This is a genomic window from Nocardia sp. XZ_19_231 (assembly GCF_015355705.1).
Lineage (GTDB): Bacteria > Actinomycetota > Actinomycetes > Mycobacteriales > Mycobacteriaceae > Nocardia > Nocardia salmonicida.
On the sequence record NZ_JACUZI010000003.1, the window covers coordinates 667,477 to 683,466 of the forward strand.

15 protein-coding genes are annotated in these 15,990 nt (G+C 67.1%); 11 read left to right on the plus strand and 4 right to left on the minus strand.

Features of this window, described 5'->3' with window-relative positions:
- Positions 1-64: 64 nt before the first annotated feature.
- The 3 genes from IBJ82_RS16400 (at position 65) to IBJ82_RS16410 (ending at position 2,541) form a co-directional block, all read left to right on the plus strand.
- Positions 65-1,120 carry a Dyp-type peroxidase gene (locus IBJ82_RS16400; protein ID WP_194826755.1) on the plus strand — a complete coding sequence of 352 codons (1,056 nt, stop codon included), beginning with the start codon at positions 65-67 and terminating at the stop codon, positions 1,118-1,120.
- On the plus strand, positions 1,121-1,918 hold the full coding sequence (locus tag IBJ82_RS16405) for a family 1 encapsulin nanocompartment shell protein (RefSeq protein ID WP_194826756.1): 798 nt from the start codon (positions 1,121-1,123) through the stop codon (positions 1,916-1,918).
- Between the two features lie 95 nt (positions 1,919-2,013).
- Complete coding sequence (locus IBJ82_RS16410; RefSeq protein ID WP_194826757.1) at positions 2,014-2,541, plus strand: hypothetical protein; 528 nt, start codon at positions 2,014-2,016, stop codon at positions 2,539-2,541.
- Positions 2,542-2,563: 22 nt separating this feature from the next.
- On the opposite strand, the gene IBJ82_RS16415 is transcribed toward IBJ82_RS16410, so the two are convergent.
- Positions 2,564-3,244 (minus strand): TetR/AcrR family transcriptional regulator, encoded by a 681-nt coding sequence (locus IBJ82_RS16415; RefSeq protein ID WP_194826758.1) that lies wholly within the window; start codon positions 3,242-3,244, stop codon positions 2,564-2,566.
- Positions 3,245-3,461: 217 nt separating this feature from the next.
- On the opposite strand from IBJ82_RS16415, the gene IBJ82_RS16420 reads away from it, so the two are divergent.
- The 4 genes from IBJ82_RS16420 to IBJ82_RS16435 all read left to right on the plus strand — a co-directional run bounded on the left by IBJ82_RS16420 (position 3,462) and on the right by IBJ82_RS16435 (position 8,584).
- A complete protein-coding gene (locus IBJ82_RS16420; RefSeq protein ID WP_194826759.1) occupies positions 3,462-5,000 on the plus strand; it encodes an amino acid permease in 1,539 nt (512 codons plus the stop codon).
- A gap of 112 nt (positions 5,001-5,112) precedes the next feature.
- Complete coding sequence (locus IBJ82_RS16425) at positions 5,113-5,859, plus strand: DUF1989 domain-containing protein (protein ID WP_194826760.1); 747 nt, start codon at positions 5,113-5,115, stop codon at positions 5,857-5,859.
- Entirely contained in the window at positions 5,856-6,470 is a 615-nt protein-coding gene (locus IBJ82_RS16430) for an urea amidolyase associated protein UAAP2 (RefSeq protein WP_194826761.1), read from the plus strand. Before IBJ82_RS16425 ends, IBJ82_RS16430 begins: the two co-directional genes overlap by 4 nt.
- The gene (locus IBJ82_RS16435; protein WP_228537152.1) at positions 6,467-8,584 is read left to right on the plus strand and encodes a 5-oxoprolinase/urea amidolyase family protein; all 2,118 of its coding nucleotides are present in this window, start codon (positions 6,467-6,469) and stop codon (positions 8,582-8,584) included. Before IBJ82_RS16430 ends, IBJ82_RS16435 begins: the two co-directional genes overlap by 4 nt.
- 16 nt (positions 8,585-8,600) lie before the next feature.
- Here the strand turns inward: IBJ82_RS16435 and IBJ82_RS16440 are convergent, their stop codons facing one another.
- On the minus strand, positions 8,601-9,596 hold the full coding sequence (locus IBJ82_RS16440) for an NAD(P)-dependent alcohol dehydrogenase (RefSeq protein WP_228537153.1): 996 nt from the start codon (positions 9,594-9,596) through the stop codon (positions 8,601-8,603).
- 96 nt (positions 9,597-9,692) lie between these two features.
- Between IBJ82_RS16440 and IBJ82_RS16445 the strand changes: the two genes are divergently transcribed.
- Entirely contained in the window at positions 9,693-10,334 is a 642-nt protein-coding gene (locus IBJ82_RS16445; RefSeq protein ID WP_194826762.1) for a TetR/AcrR family transcriptional regulator, read from the plus strand.
- A gap of 62 nt (positions 10,335-10,396) precedes the next feature.
- On the opposite strand, the gene IBJ82_RS16450 is transcribed toward IBJ82_RS16445, so the two are convergent.
- Positions 10,397-10,561, minus strand: a complete 165-nt coding sequence (locus IBJ82_RS16450) for a hypothetical protein (RefSeq protein ID WP_194826763.1) — start codon at positions 10,559-10,561, stop codon at positions 10,397-10,399.
- A 374-nt stretch (positions 10,562-10,935) separates the two neighbouring features.
- Here IBJ82_RS16450 and IBJ82_RS16455 point away from each other — a divergent pair, with 374 nt between their 5' ends.
- From IBJ82_RS16455 to IBJ82_RS16465, 3 genes are read left to right on the plus strand one after another with little or no spacing between them, the layout of a single operon-like run.
- Complete coding sequence (locus tag IBJ82_RS16455; protein ID WP_228537154.1) at positions 10,936-12,990, plus strand: MMPL family transporter; 2,055 nt, start codon at positions 10,936-10,938, stop codon at positions 12,988-12,990.
- Positions 12,991-12,995: 5 nt separating this feature from the next.
- Positions 12,996-14,147, plus strand: a complete 1,152-nt coding sequence (locus tag IBJ82_RS16460; RefSeq protein ID WP_194826764.1) for a sensor histidine kinase — start codon at positions 12,996-12,998, stop codon at positions 14,145-14,147.
- Positions 14,144-14,779 (plus strand): response regulator, encoded by a 636-nt coding sequence (locus IBJ82_RS16465; protein ID WP_370585340.1) that lies wholly within the window; start codon positions 14,144-14,146, stop codon positions 14,777-14,779. The genes IBJ82_RS16460 and IBJ82_RS16465 overlap by 4 nt, the downstream gene beginning before the upstream one ends.
- 25 nt (positions 14,780-14,804) lie before the next feature.
- On the opposite strand, the gene IBJ82_RS16470 is transcribed toward IBJ82_RS16465, so the two are convergent.
- Positions 14,805-15,935, minus strand: coding sequence for an ATP-grasp domain-containing protein (locus tag IBJ82_RS16470; RefSeq protein WP_370585368.1), 1,131 nt, complete (start codon positions 15,933-15,935; stop codon positions 14,805-14,807).
- Positions 15,936-15,990 lie beyond the last annotated feature (55 nt).

Genomic DNA, 15,990 nt, shown 5'->3' on the forward strand with positions numbered 1-15,990 from the left:
CGAATGGATCAACACCGCGAGGTGTTGATCAAACCTGTCGGTGTGGAGCCGTACTGTGGGGGCCATGGGTGAGCCACAGCCGATCCTCGATCCACTCACGCCGTCCGCGATCTTCCTTGTCGCCACCATCGACTCCGGTGGCGAATCCGCGGTCCGCGACCTCTTGGCAGACATCTCCGGATTGCGCCGTTCTATCGGTTTCCGAGTGCCCGGTGAAGGACTGACCTGCGTCACCTCGATCGGCTCCGCGGCCTGGGACCGGCTCTTCGTCGGCCCGAAACCCGCTGAGCTGCACGAGTTTCCCGGCTACAACGGTCCGATCCACAGCGCACCGGCCACCCCGGGCGACCTGTTCTTCCACATCAGGGGCGAAACCCAGGGCCCGTGCTTCGAACTCGCCATGGTGATCGGCGCTCGCCTCAAAGGCGCGGCGACCATCGTCGACGAGACCGTCGGCTTCCGCTACTTCGAACAGCGCGACCTGCTCGGCTTCGTCGACGGCACCGAGAACCCGGAAGGCCGAGGCGCGGTCTCGGCAGCGCTGATCGGCGACGAGGACCCTGCGTTCACGGGCGGTAGCTACGTGATCGTGCAGAAGTACACCCACCCGCTCGACCAGTGGAACGCGCTGTCGATCGAGGAACAGGAGCGGGTGATCGGGCGGACCAAACTCGCCGACTACGAACTGCCCGACGACGTGAAACCCGCCGACTCGCATGTCGCGGTGAACACCATCACCGACCCCGACGGCACCGAACGCCAGATCGTGCGCGCCAACATGCCGTTCGGCACCATCGGCACCGGCGAGTTCGGCACCTACTACGTGGGCTACGCCGCCACCCCGAGCGTCACCGAACGCATGCTCGAGCGGATGTTCCTCGGTACCGGCGAGGCGGCCTACGACCGCATCCTCGACTTCTCCTTCGCCGTCACCGGCACCCTCTTCTTCACTCCCACCGTGGATTTCCTCGATGATCTGCCCGACGCCCCCGACGCGGCAGACACCGAGATCGAGCCGGCGACCCTGCCGGAAATCGACCCCGTCGAACGCGCGAATGCGACGGCGGAAGCTCGCTCTGACGGCTCCCTCGCAATCGGCACGATGAAAAGGAGTATCTGAATGAACAACCTGCATCGCGAACTGGCGCCGATCACCGGCGAAGCCTGGTCGCAGATCGAGGAGGAGGCGACCCGCACGTTCAAGCGCAATATCGCGGGCCGCCGGGTGGTCGATGTGTCGGGACCGCACGGTTTCGACTTCTCGGCCCGCAACCTCGGCCGGGTCACCTCGATCGAATCGCCCGACGACGGCGTGCAGGCCCGTCAGCGCGTAATCCAACCGGTGATCGAGCTGCGGGTGCCGTTCACCCTGCAGCGCGCCGAACTCGACGACATCGCGCGTGGAGCGGACGACGCCGATTTCGACAATCTCAAGGACGCCGCGCAGAAGATCGCCTTCGCCGAAGACCGGGCGATCTTCGAGAGCTACGCCGCGGCGGCCATCACCGGTATCCGCGAGGCATCCTCGAACCCCCCCGTCGCCCTCCCGAGCAATGTCGTCGACATTCCCGATGCCATCTCGCATGCCCTCACCGGCCTGCGCCTGGCCGGCGTGCAGGGCCCGTACTCGGTGGTGCTCAGCGCCGAGCTGTACACCCAGGTCAGCGAGACCTCCGATCACGGTCACCCGATCCGGACCCACATCGAGCGGCTGATCGAAGGCGAGATCATCTGGGCGCCGGCGATTTCCGGCGGTTTCGCGCTCACCACCCGCGGCGGCGATTTCGAGCTCGCGCTCGGTCAGGACCTGTCGATCGGCTACCTCAGTCACGACGCCGAGACCGTGCAGCTCTACTTCCAGGAGACCTTCACTTTCCTCGTCGATACCTCGGAGGCGGCGGTATCGCTCGGCTCGTGAACCCGCGGCGGTGCGCACCGCTAGGGTGAGCCACGAATCGTGATTCGCCGATCGGCGCGAGCATCGGGCCCGGCGAGCTGGAGAGGGAGGTCCGCATGTCGGTCGTGCGTGCCGGTGTGGTGTCCACCAGGCGGAGCCTGTTCTACTGCTTGATCGGAGTCCTGGTCACCACGGGCGTCGTCGGGTTGTTCCTGGCGGTGTTCGGGGTGAACCGGGTGGTCACCGGGTTGCTGGTCGGGGCGGTCGGCGGGTTCGCGGTGGGCGTCGCGCTGTTCGTCCGTGATGTGATCGAACTGCACGAGCACGCGATCTACGCGCGGACCCCGTTCCGCTCGTCGACCGTGCTGTGGGACCGCGTCGTCGCGGGCCGCTTCACCCTCGACGAGCACGCCCGTTGGGCTCTGGCGTTGGACCTCGACGGCGAGTCGGCCGACGAGCTCGTGCTGCTGTCGATCCCGCCCGTGATCCGGCCCGTCACCGGCGCCTACGACATGCGCAAGCGCGAACAGGTGAGCGAGATCAGGGAGATGCTGCGTGCCAAGCGCATCCCGATCACCGTGCTGCCCGAGATCGCCGGTGCGCTCGAGCAGCATTGGCAGATCGCCCCACCGACCACTCGCTGACCCGGCCATCCGGCGGCGGCCATCATGCAGGTGGGCTGCCGCCGAGCTCGTCGAGCCGGGTGAGTAGTGCGTTCGCCGCGGCACGCACCGCACCGATGTCACCGCGGTGCCCGACGATCCGCACAACGCCGTCCGGGATGACGCGCTCGGCGTCCACGCCCACGGCTCCTTCGTCATACCTGATCGCGATCACCGTCTCGACCAGCCGAAACGGCAGAATCCGCGCATCCTCGGTTTCACCGGCAGCCGTCGACGATTCGGCGGCGAGGCGCTCGTAGTGCCCGCGTAGCTCATCCCGACGACGCCGGAACGCGACGAAACGTTCGGTGCGCAACTCCGGCAGCAGGTACAGCGCACCCAGATTCCAGCGCGCCGTGCGTAATTGGCGCACATCGAACAGCGCCAGCGCGTACAGCTGGGTCACCGCGTCGTCCGGTTCGGTCATCATCCGCTGCGCCAGCTCGACCGGCCCCGCCACGGTTTCCGCCAGCAGCGCGTCGAGGATGTCGTCCTTGGCCGCGAAGTGGTGATACAGCGAAGCCTGGCGGATACCGACCGCGTCGGCCACTGCCCGCGTCGAGGTGTTGGCATACCCCTTGGTCGTGAAGAGCTCCGCCGCCGCGTCGAGGATCTCCGCGCGCGGCGTAGTTCCCTGTCTGCGCCGCTGTTCCAGCCGGGGACGCCCGGGACCGAGATTCGCCACACCGGAGATTCTGTCACCGGGCTACCACCTGCACGGCAGCGGGCAGCTCACCAGCGAGGATGCCGGGCGGTCGAATTTCTGTCATTTGACAGAAACTCAGGAAACGCAGAAGTTACCGCGGGCCGCGCAGTCGATACACGCACGACACCGTTCGAGCGATCAGGCGCGCAAAACTATCGACTGATAGATATTGGCCGCACCGCTGAAGGACACCGACATGGCCACGACACTCGAATCCCCCGCCGCCCCAGCTGAACTCGGCCGCGACAGCGCCGATCTGGCAGCTTTCGGATATCAACCGGTCCTGCACCGCAAACTGGGGCGCTACGCGTCCTTCGCGGCAGGTTTCTCGTTCGTCTCCATCCTCACCACGATCTTCCAGTTCTTCGGCTTCGGCTATTCGTTCGGCGGCGCCGCCTTCTTCTGGACGTGGCCGCTCGTGTTCGCGGGCCAGTTCCTGGTCGCGCTGAACTTCGCCGAGCTCGCCGCTCGGTACCCGATCTCCGGCTGTATCTATCAGTGGTCGCGTCGCCTGGCGGGCGGGGTGATCGGCTGGTTCGCCGGTTGGATGATGGTGATCGCCCAGGTCGTCACCGCCGCCGCGGCCGCCATCGCACTCCAGGTGGTCCTGCCCTCGATCTGGAGCGGATTCCAGCTCATCGGCACCGACACCGCGCTCACCTCCCGCGACGGCGCGATGAACGCCGTCCTGCTCGGCAGCGCGCTGCTCGTCGTCACCACCACTATCAACGTGATCGGCATCGACCTGATGTCGAAGATCAATTCGATCGGCGTCACGGTCGAGATCGTCGGCGTGCTGGCGATCATCGCGCTGTTCTTCGTCAATACCGAGCGCGGCCCCGATGTGGTGTTCCAGACCGATCAGGCCACCCCCGGCCCGTACTGGGCGGCGTTCCTGGTCTCGGGCCTGATGGCCGCCTACGTGATGGTCGGATTCGATTCCGCCGGTGAGCTTTCCGAGGAGACCAAGAACCCGCGCAAGGTCGCGCCTCGCACCATCCTGCTCGCCCTGGCCGTCTCGGCGCTGGGCGGCGGCCTCATGCTGCTGGGCGCGCTGATGGCGGCGCCGAGTCTGACCGACGGCGAATTGTCCACCGGTGGGCTGGCTTACGTCATCACCTCGAAGCTGAACAGCCCCGCCGGCTCGGTGCTCCTCGGCTGCGTCGCGGTCGCGGTGATCGTCTGCACCCTCGCGATCCAGACCGCGGGCTCACGCCTGATGTTCTCGATGGCCCGCGACGGCAAGCTGCCCTTCGCCAAGGCCCTCTCGACCGTGCACCCCCGCTTCGGCACCCCCGTCTGGCCCGCCGTCGCGATCGGCGCTCTCGGCATCGGCCTGCTGGTACTGAACCTGGGCAACCCCGCGATCTTCGCCACCCTGGCCAGCGTCTGCATCGTCAGCCTGTACCTGGCCTACCTGCTGGTCACCGTGCCGCTGCTGCTCCGCCGCATTCAGGGCTTGCCCGCCCCCGACGACAAAACCCTGTTCCACCTCGGCCGCTGGGGCATCCCGGTCAACGCACTCGCCGTCGTGTGGGGCATCGCCATGGTCATCAACCTGGCCTGGCCCCGCTCCGAGGTCTACACCCCCGCGGGCGGCAGCTGGTGGCAGCTCTGGGCAGGCCCACTGTCGGTAGCCGTAATCCTCACTGTCGGCGCGGTCGTCTACCGCTTCGTGGTCGCGACCCCGAAGGACACCGAGCCCGAGGCCGAAATAGCTCCCGCGACAGCGTGATCCGGATTCGCGGCGGGTGCGACGAGTACGCATCCGCCGCGGGCCCGCCTCGCGACTCCGCCCAGCTCGCCCATCGTTCCCGTTCGTCAACCCACTCGCCGAGGAGTAACCGATGACGAGTACCCAATCCACCGACGGCGCCCGCGCCCACGCGCGAGCCCAGGCCGCGGCAGCGACCCCGGCGCGTCCTGAGACACCGCACGGCATCGATCCCACCACGGTCGTTGTCGCACAACGCATCCCCTCGGGCGGCTACGCGAACGTCGTCCTCGGCCGCGGCACCCGAGTGCGCCTCACCGACCCCGCCGGCACCACCTGCGCCCACCTGTTCCTGCTGCGCGCCGAATCACCGTGGGAGCGGCTGAACGTCGCCGACACCGTGAAGGTCCCCTGGCAGGCGTACCTGAGCGCGGGCCACCCGCTGCTCTCCGACCAGGGCAGAGTCCTGGCGACCGTGCTCACCGACACCTCCGGCCACCACGACACCCTGTGCGGCCCCACCACCGACGGCCGCCACCAGCTCCATCTCGCCGCCGCCAAACAGGGCCTCGAACCCCGCGACATCGGCCCTTCCATCGCGCTGTTCCGCGGCGCTCGCGTAGCACCGAACGGCGCGATCGAGTCGACCGGCAACGGCGACGCGGGCGCCACCGTCGACCTGATCGTCCACCTGCCGGTGACTCTCCTGGTAGCCAACGCCCCCCACCCTCTCGACGACCGGCCCACCGGCGACCTCGACCTCCTCGCCTGGTCCGCCCCCGCCGACCGCGCCACCAACGACGACCCCGAATACCTACGGGCCGTGGAGAACACCGAAGCCGCCTGGACGGCCGCACTGAACACGGAGGTTCCGGCATGACCACCACCCGCACCGTCGTCCTCGACGAAACCGTTCCCGCCCAGGCACCGTGGTCGGCCATCGTCCGCGCGGGCGACCACCTCGACATCATCGACCTGCACGGCAACCAGGCCGTCGACTGCCTGCTCTATTCCGCCGCCGACCGCACCGACCGCTACAGCGCCCAGGCCACCGTCGCCGCCCAGCGCAATATCTTCCTCACCACCGGCAGCATCCTGCGCACCGAAGGCGGCACGCCCCTGATGACGGTGGTCGCCGACGAGGTCGGCAACCACGACACCATCGCGGGCGCCTGCTCCCAGGAATCCAACACCCTGCGCTACGGGCACCACACCCGCCACCAGCACGCCTGCGTGGAGAACTTCCTCACCGCCGCCCTCGAATGGGGCCTGGGCAAACGCGACCTGGTCTCCAACATCAATTGGTTCATGAACGTCCCCGTCGAACCGGATGGCACTCTCGGCATCGTCGACGGGCTCTCCGCCCCCGGCAAGAAGCTCACCCTCCGCGCCGAGATCGACACCCTGGTTCTCGTCTCCAACTGCCCCCAGATCAACAACCCCTGCAACGGTTTCGACCCGACCCCGGTGCGCATGGTGGTGACCCGATGAGCCTCACCGACACCTGCATCGACGACGCCCCCTCGGCCCCCTCCGCCCCCTCCGCCCCCTCCGCCCCCTCGGACACTGCGGTCGTCAGCACGGTTGTGCCTTCCCCTTCGCAGCGGCACATCGATGTCGTGCGGTCCGGGATGCAGACCACCATCCAGGACTGGCCGGGTCGAATCGGCTACTGGCACATCGGAGTTCCACCGTCCGGCCCGATGGACGACCTGTCGTTCCGCCTCGGCAACCGAGTGCTCGGCAACCCCGAAGGCGCGGCCGGGCTGGAGTGCACATTGGGCGGCCCCGCATTGCGGTTCTCGGCCCCCACGTGGGTGTGTGTCACCGGCGCGGTCGCCGATGTCCGGGTGGACGGCATCCCGGTCGAGCAGTGGCGGACCGTCGAGATACCGGCGGGCGGCGTGCTCGATGTCGGCGCGATCCGTGGCCCCGGCATGCGGACCTACATCCTGATCTCGGGCGGCATCGAGGTCGACGAGTTCCTCGGCAGCGCGGCGACATTCACGCTCGGCAAGTTCGGCGGCGGCACCGGTGCCGCCCTACGCGCCGATGAGTCGCTCACGCTGGGCGCACCGTCGGCCCGCCTCGCCCCCGCCGTTCCGATGGCCGACCAGCCCGCCTTCGCCCACCGCTGGGAACTCGCCGTCACAGAAGGTCCACACGGCGCACCGGAGTTCTTCACCCGCAACGACTTCGACACCATCGTCGGCACCGACTACGAAGTCCACTTCAACTCCGATCGCACCGGCGTCCGCCTCATCGGCCCGAAGCCCGAGTGGGCCCGCACCGACGGCGGCGAAGCGGGCCTGCACCCGTCGAACATCCACGACAACGCGTACACCATCGGCGCCCTCGACTTCACCGGCGACACCCCGATCCTGCTCGGCCCGGACGGCCCCAGCCTCGGCGGATTCGTCTGCCCGGTCACGGTAGTCGCCGCCGACCGCTGGAAACTCGGCCAACTCACCCCGGGCGACAAGGTTCGCTTCGTTCCCATCCGCTCCGAACATGCCGCTCCCGCAGCAGAACTCGCGGCCCGCCGACGCGCCGCGCTCGGCACTGTCCTCTCAGCAGGCCGCGACGGCGACGACGGCATCCTGCGCCGCACCGAAGTCGACGACGAAACCGGCGTGACCTACCGACGACAAGGCGATGACGGCGTCCTGGTCGAATACGGCACGCTCACTTTGGATCTCGGCCTTCGCGCCCGGGTGCACGCCTTGCACCAGCACCTCATCGCGATCGGCCTGCGTGGCGTCATCGAGCTCACCCCGGGAATCCGTTCCCTCCAGATCAGGGTCGACCCGGCCGTGCTGCCGATTCCCCGCCTACTCGACCTCCTCGCCGAAGCCGAAGCGCAACTACCGAATTCCGACCAACTGGTGGTCCCGAGCCGCACGGTCCATCTCCCGCTGTCCTGGGACGACCCCGCCACCAGGGAAGCGATCACCCGCTACATGCACGGTGTCCGCGCCGACGCCCCGTGGTGCCCGTGGAACATCGAATTCATCCGCCGCATGAACGGCCTCCCCTCCGTCGACGACGTCTACAAGACCGTTTTCGACGCCGAGTACCTGGTCCTCGGACTCGGGGATGTCTACCTGGGCGCACCCGTGGCCACCCCCACCGATCCCCGCCACCGCCTCGTCACCACCAAGTACAACCCGGCCCGCACCTGGACCCCTGAGAACGCGGTCGGCATCGGCGGCGCCTACCTCTGCATCTACGGCATGGAAGGCCCCGGCGGCTACCAATTCGTCGGCCGCACCACCCAGGTCTGGAACCACCGAGCCCGTCCCACCGGCACCGCCGGCCCCGGCGTGGACCGCTTCTCGACCGACGCCGAAACCCCTTGGCTCCTGCGCTATTTCGACCGCATCCGCTGGCACCCGGTAGAGGCGGAGGAATTGCTCGACCTGCGCGCGGATTTCGCCGCGGGCAAGGTGGACATCACCACCGAGGACGGCGACTTCCGCCTCGCCGACTACCGCAAGTTCCTGGCGGACAACGACGACTCCATCTCCGACTTCCGCGCGCTCCAAGCCGATGCCTTCGCCGAGGAGCGTCAATCCTGGCGCACCGCCGGAGAACTCACCGACTGACGACAACGGGGGGCGCTCATGCGACGAGAACGGTCTTTCCCGACGCATGCCCTTGCTCGAACGCCGCGATGGCCGATGCCGTGTCGGACAACGGGAACTGTCGCTCGATCACCGGTCGCAAGCTTCCGTCGACAGCCAACCCGGCCAGGTATTCCAGGTCGGCGGCAGCGGGTCGCATGAGCAGAGCCTTCAGGGTCTGCCGCGCGAACAGGTCGGTGAGCACCACCTGACCCAGCCATCGGATCGGGCCGAACCAGTTGTTGCCCGGCGCGGCGGCAGAGGAGATGAAGACGCCGTCCGCGGCCAGCACTCGGCGGATCTCCCGGAGTTCGCGGTTGCCTGCCAGGTCGAAGATCACGTCGTAGGGCGCATCGGTACGCGTGAAATCATCAGTGGTGTAGTCGATTACGACGTCCGCACCGATTCCGCGCACCATCTCGATGTGCCGGGTGCCGCACACCGCCGTCACGTGCGCGCCGAGTACTTTCGCGATCTGCACCGCGAAACTCCCGACCCCGCCGGACGCGCCATTGATCAGCACCCGGCGCCCTGGCCCGACCTTGCCGATGTCGCGCAGGCCCTGCAATGCCGTCATGCCCGAATCCGGCATCGCCGCGGCCTCTTCCATGCTCAACGCAGCGGGCACAACGGCGAACGCACCCGTGTCGGCACAGACGTACTCCGCGAACGCGCCGCTGGGAACCTCACCGAAGACCCGATCCCCGACCCTGAAATCAGTCACCGAACCACCGACGGCGACCACCTCGCCCGCCAGGTTCTGCCCGATCATCCGATGCTTGGGCCTGCGCAAACCGAATCCGAGACGCAGCAGATACGGCGTCCCGTTGAGTAGATGCAGATCGCCACTGCACAGCGACGCCGCCCGCACCCGGACCACCACATCCCGATCCCCAGGCATCGGTCGCGGCACGACCTCGGCCCGCAACACCTCACCCCCGCCGTACCGGGGCGCGATCCAGGCGGTCATCGAAGCCGTATCCACATCGGTCATGAGAACTGTCCCTCGTCTCGCACTTACAGCGTAAGTTTCTACTGCGAGACGCTACACTTACGCCGTAAGTAGGTCAAGGAAACAGTCAGGAGCCCCATGCCGCCGCGCACCCCGCTCACCAGAGAACGAGTCCTGCGTGCCGCCATCGAGCTCGCCGACCAGCAGGGCCTGGCCGCCCTGTCGATGCGCAACCTCGCCAAGACCGTCGGCGTGGAAGCGATGTCGCTGTACAACCACGTCGCCAACAAGGACGACCTCTACGACGGCATCATCGACCTGGTGGTCGCGGAGATCTACGTCCCCAGGGCGGGCGGCGACTGGCGGGCCGAACTCCGCCACCGCGCCACCTCTGCCCACGAGGTCCTGCTGAACCATCGCTGGGCCACCGGCCTACTCGGCTCCCGCATCAACGTCGGCCCGGCCATGCTCGGCTACATCGACGCCACCCTCGGCTGCCTGATCACCGCGGGCTTCACCTACGAACAGGCCGATCGCGCCTGGAACGCCATGGACAGCCACATCTACGGCTTCACCGTCCAGGCCATCAATTTCCCCCTCGACCCCTCCGAATACGCTTCGGCCGCAGAACGATTCCTTCCGCTGATCCCCACCGAAACCCATCCCCACATGCACGCGCTGGCCGCCCTCGTCATCACCGGAACACACTCCGGCGCGGCTGATTTCACCTTCGGCCTCGACCTACTTCTCGAGGGGCTGGCCGGACTGCTCCCCCGCTGACAATGGCGCGGTGTCCACCGATCGGTAGGCACCACGCCATTGTCGACTTCGTATCCGAGCGATCAGAAGCAGATGTCCACGCTGCCCACCGGGAAGCAGATCCCCACCGATCCAACTTCTGATGCCTGCGGCGCAGGCGCGGCAGCAGAGGCCACAGGAGCGGCGACAGCGCCAAGAGCCAGAACGATGGCTGCCGCGGCGGCTGCCTTGCTCATCTTCACGGACATAGGGGAATCCTTCCCTCGGGTGAACTCGGTTGTTCCTAGCTGCGCACCCTCTCAGTGTTCGCTGTGAAGTAGCCAATCTCCAGGCAAGAAAGCATCACGCCGGGCGCCGTGGTGTCGCGGAACTGTCTCTTTCGGCATTCGACGGTCACCCTCGAAAAGCCCGCATGCTGCGAAAATCGACGGTTTTCCCGCCGTGACGCCGCGAAAACCGGTGTTACCGCTTAGTGACCTCCGGACCACCGAATTCACCGTTTCCAGAGCGTGGCTACAGGCTTATCCACAAGGAAACGGCGCGGTGTCCACCGATCGGTGGACACGAAGTTCGACCGGTCGATGCTGTCGGCAACACCGGCCGCCCGAGCAGCATTCACGACATGCGAAATCGCTCGGTATTGATCGCCGTTGCCAGCGCACGCCATCCGTGGCGCGCCATTGTCGGCTGGTTCGTCTTCGTCGCGTTCTGCGTCGGAATCGGCGCCGGAATCGGGGGGAAACCCGCAGCTACCGAGGATTTCTGGATCGGTGAGGCGGGCCGCGGTGAGGCGATCGCGACCTCGGGTGGGCTGCAGCAGGTGCCGATCGAACGGGTGCTGATCACCGGCGGAGGAACCGCCGCCGACAGTGCCGCTCGAGCGATCACCGACCGGATGCTGACATTGCCCGAGGTCGAATCCGTTGCCGTGCCGGTGCATTCACTCGACGGCACAGTGATGCGCGTCGACGTGACGATGGCGGGTGCGGAACTCGATGCCAAGAAGCACGTGGCCGCCCTTCGCGAGCAAACCGATCAGGTACAGCGGGCATACCCGGACCTACGGGTCGAGCAGACCGGCGGCCCCTCCATCAGCAGCGGTGTCGAAGCCTTGCGCGGGCGCGATCTGGCGAGAACCGAGTTGATCGCACTGCCGCTCACCCTGATCACCTTGCTCGTCGTATTCCGCTCGGCGGCAATGGCTCTGGTGCCGTTGCTGTTGGCGATATCGTCGATCGTCGCGGCGATCGGGCTGTCGCTGCCCGCCTCACATCTGTTCCCCGACAACGGAGTCGGCACCAACATCATCCTGCTGATCGGGATGGCGGTCGGTGTCGACTACACCCTGTTCTATCTGAAACGGGCGCGCGAGGAGCGGGCCCGCGCGGGCAGCTCGCTCAGTTCACGGGCGCTGGTGGAACTGGCCGCGGCGACCTCCGGGCGCGCGGTGGTGGTCTCCGGTATCGCCGTCGCCGTCTCCAGCGCGACGATGTATCTCGCCGACGACGTGGTCTTCTCCTCGATCGCGACCGCCGCGATTCTCGTCACCCTGGTCGCGGTGGCCAGCTCGCTCACCGCACTGCCTGCCCTGCTGACAGTTCTGACCGATCGAGCCGAGCGGCGTGCCGCACGCAAGCCCTCGGAACCCAAGCGAGAGAACACCGGTCGACTCACCGGTTCCCTGCTGCGACTGACCGCCGCACGCCCGGTAGTTGCACTGACGATCTCGGTTCTGGCCATGCTTGCACTCACCGCGCCGCTACTCAGCCTGGAACTGACCGACATGGGGCCGCGAGACCCATCCACGCTCCATCCCCGCCATGCAAACGTTCGATCGACTCAATACCGCCTTCCCCCAGCTGAAGTCGATGCATCAGGTCGTGGTGGCGGCCGAGCCGACGCGCGCCGACGATGTCACCGCCGCGCTGCGCGCACTGGCCCGACGAGCCGAGTCCGATCCTGCCCTCGCGGGCAATACCGAACTGCGCACCTCCCCGTCCGCACGGACTACCTACCGGCAACCGTCGGCGCCCTCTCCGACGTGGACTACGCGGTGACCGGTGATGTCGCTCGCTATGCCGACTACCCGCGCCACCAGGAACAGAAGCTGCCGCTGATCATCGCGACGTTGCTGCTGGTGACGTTCGTCCTGACCGTCGTGGCATTTCGCTCCGTGGTCCTCGGACTGATCGGTGTGGTGCTGAATCTGCTCTCGGCGGGCGCAGCGCTCGGCCTGTTGACCGCCGTCTTCCAGCACACCTGGGCCGAGGGCCTGCTCGATTTCCATTCGACCGGCTCGATCGGCTCCCGAGTCCCGCTGCTGCTGTTCGTGATCCTGTTCGGACTGTCGATGGACTACCAGGTTTTCGTGCTCAGCCGCATCAGCGAGCTCGCACGCGCCGGCCTGCCGACCCGCCAGGCCGTGCTCGAGGGTGTCGGGGGTTCGGCGAGCGCGGTGACCAGCGCCGCGTTCGTCATGGTCACAGTGTTCGCGAGCTTCGTTCCGCTGCACATCATGGAGATGAAACAGATGGGCTTCGCCCTCGCGGCGGCGGTCCTGCTCGACGCGTTCGTGATCCGGATCGTGATCCTGCCCGCGGTATTGCTGCTGCTGGGTGATCGCACCTGGTGGCCCGCCCGCCCCGCCGTCATCGCCGAGCCGGTGAAAGTAGGGTGAGCGCAATGGAGCAGAGGCCGACCCGGACGCAGATTCTGCGCCGGTGGTATGCCGGATGTTGGGTGCTGTTCGGCCTCGGTCCGCCGGTGATCGCGGTGCACGATCGCACCGATCTGACGAAATACTCGACGTGGATCCTGATCACGGCGGTGGCCGCGAGCTATGTGGCGCTGTCGACCTCTCCGCGCAACCGCATCGTCGGGGCAACCAGCTTCCTCTGCCTGCTCGTCGCCGTCCTGGGCGTGACAGCGATCTTGCTCGAGGGCGGCGCGGCATTCTTCATCGTCTCGATTCCGCTGTTCTGGATCTACACTCCGACGCCGCGCCGCGCGGTCGGCTTCCTCAGCGCGGCGGCGGTCGCCACTCTCGTCGGGAACCTCACCGGGCCGATCTTCTCCCCTGGCAATGCCACCTTCACGCTGCTCGGATACGCGGGCGGCGTCCTGCTCGGGCTGTGGATGGACCAGGTGATCAGGCAGGGCGCGGAACGCACCCGCGCCCTCGGCGCCGAGCTGGAACGCACCCGATCGGATCTCGCCGCCGCCCACCAGCGGCAAGGCGCGGCCGAGGAACGCGAACGGATCGCCCGCGAAATCCACGACACCCTCGCCCAGGGCTTCGCCTCCATCGTCGTGCTGGCCGAGGCGGCCCGCGACGGCATCGACACCGATCCGGCAGCCACCGCCAAACAGCTGTTGTCGATCGAGCGCACCGCCCGCGAGAATCTCACCGAGGCAAGGGTTCTGGTCGGCGGAAGTCCCGCGGACAGCAGTGGGATAGCCCAGACACTGCGCCGGGTCCTCGATAGATTCGTCGAAGACACTGGGCTGACCGTGCACGCCGAACTCGCTGACATCGTGTGCGACCAACCCGCGAGAATCGGGCTGCTGCGCTGCACGCAGGAATCCCTGGCCAACGTGAGCAAGCACGCGAAGGCGAGCACCGTCGGCATCGTTCTCTCGCACACCGATGCCGGTCTGGAACTCGAAATCACCGACGACGGCATCGGTTTCACACCGCACCATGCCCGCGGTTTCGGCCTGAACGGGATGCGCAACCGGATCACCGAGTTGGGTGGAGAATTCGCCGTCACCAGCTCACCCGGCGAGGGCACCAGGATCTTCGCCCTCCTCCCGACCGGGGCGGAGCTGGCGTGACCGAGCCCCTTCGCCTGATCCTGGCCGACGATCACGTCGTGATGCGTGCGGGCCTCGTCGCGCTGCTACAGGCCGAACCCTCCATCCAGATCGTCGGCGAGGCAGACGACGGCGCTCGAGCCATCGACCTCGCCGAATCCCTGTCCCCGGACGTAGCGATACTCGATCTGCGGATGCCGGTCCTGGACGGCGTGGCGGCCACCCGAGAAATCTTGCGCCGCACTGCAACCCGTGTGCTGATCCTCACCACCTACGACACCGATGTCGACATCGAACGCGCCATCGAAGCCGGTGCCATCGGCTACCTCCTCAAGGACACCACCCGCGATCAACTCGTCGATGCCATCCACTCCGCCGCCCGTGGCCAGACCGTCCTCGCGCCCCGCGTCGCCGAGCGTCTGGTCGCCCGCATCCGCCGCCCCGACCCGATCACCCTGACCCCCAGGGAAATCGAGGTCCTGGGCGCGGTCGCCGACGGCCTGTCCAACCCCGAGATCGGCAGACGCCTCGTCATCGCCGAAGCCACCGTCAAAACCCATCTACTCCGCATCTTCGCCAAACTCGACGTCAACGACCGCACTCACGCCGTCATCGTCGCCATGAACCGTGGACTGTTCACCACCGACGAGTGATCCGAACTCACTGTGCCACTGTCGATCAACCGGGTACCAGGTCCGCACTCCTGCGCACCGCACCGGGCAGGTGACCATCCAACTGCGGCACGACCTCCATGACCGCTTCCGCCACGGCGAGACAGGCGCCGAGTCGTGGCGGCTTGCGCAGTCCCGAATCACCCTGCAGCAGTAGCCGAACCGCGGCCCACGGCAGATTCACATCGGCGAAGGACGTGTGGAACAGACCCGCCGAGGGTCGTGGATTCACCTCGAGAAGCATCGGTTCGCCACCGCGATAACGCAATTGAACATTTGTCAGATAGGCCAGTTCGAAATGCCGCACGAGCCGACGCGCGATATCGACCGCGGTGGGATCGTCGAGCAGCATCCGGAAACGCCCCCGCTTGGCCCGCGGAATCCCCATCAGCAGTTCGCCTCCCGGAGCCGAGAGACAATCGATGCTGATCTCCGGGCCTTCGAGAAAGGGCATCACGAGCAGCGGCAGCACGGCTTCCCCGTCCTGCGCCGCCCGCCGCATCGCCCCCGCGATCGCCTCGACCGTGGCCACCGGCCGTGGTGCCACCCGCAGGTTCGCCATGGTCAGCGGCCGGTCGTCCAGGATGCGAAACCCGAACGCCGAATACTCACCGCTCGGCTTGACGCACAGCGTCTCCCCGGTGAGCGACAACTCGTCGACCGCCGCGTAGAACTCGTCGGCATCACTCACCTCGCGCCACGGCGGCACGGGAATGCCTGCGGCACCGGCGATCTCGTAGGTGAGTACCTTGCTGGTCAGCGCCGTGACCGCCGACAACGGCGAACACATCACGCTGGTACCGACCGCCGCGAAGTCCGCCACCCGGCCCGCGAGTGCGTCGAGGCGGCGCGGCGGAATGAGTACGTCGATGCGGTGCATCCGACAGAAGTCGAGCGCGAACTGCGCGTACTCCTCGTTGCTCGCGTACCGAGGTTCGATCGCCGACACATCACACACCGAGAGAGCGGCCGCACTCGGATCCACATTGCTGGCATAAATTGTGACTTCGACCCCGTCGGGGTTCTCCCGCAGCAACCGCATGACCTGAACGGTCGCCGCCCCCGCACTGCTCAGCCAAATCCGAAGCGTAATACCAACCGCTCCCTTCCTGTTTCCCGTAGAGAACCCGGACCATATCCCGGTTCTGCTTCAGGCACATTTCGACAGGAAGGACTTCACGTCACAGGCCGTA